We start from the raw sequence: 387 nt of genomic DNA, 5'->3' as shown, positions 1-387 counted from the left end.
AAGAGAGATCCCACAACCCCGTATACGCAACCCCTGCCGGGTCTCACACGCATACGGTTTGGCCTCATCCAGTTTCGCTCGCCACTACTCCCGGAATCACGGTTGTTTTCTCTTCCTGCGGGTACTGAGATGTTTCACTTCCCCGCGTTCCCTCCACTTGCCCTATGTGTTCAGGCAAGGGTGACAGCCCATGACGACTGCCGGGTTTCCCCATTCGGACACCCCCGGATCAAAGCCTGGTTGACGACTCCCCGGGGCCTATCGTGGCCTCCCACGTCCTTCATCGGTTCCTGGTGCCAAGGCATCCACCGTGCGCCCTTAAAAACTTGGCCACAGATGCTCGCGTCCACTGTGCAGTTCTCAAACAACGACCAACCACCCGTCACA

General features: G+C 58.4%; 1 rRNA gene. It reads right to left on the bottom strand.

Going from position 1 to position 387, the window contains the following annotated elements:
- A 23S ribosomal RNA gene (locus M8J73_RS40200) occupies positions 1-332 on the bottom strand; the annotation flags it as partial.
- Positions 333-387 lie beyond the last annotated feature (55 nt).

Origin of the sequence: Streptomyces neyagawaensis (assembly GCF_023516595.1) — a bacterium.
In the GTDB taxonomy this organism is placed as follows: Bacteria; Actinomycetota; Actinomycetes; order Streptomycetales; family Streptomycetaceae; genus Streptomyces; species Streptomyces neyagawaensis.
This window is presented reverse-complemented; position numbering and strand designations above follow the sequence as displayed.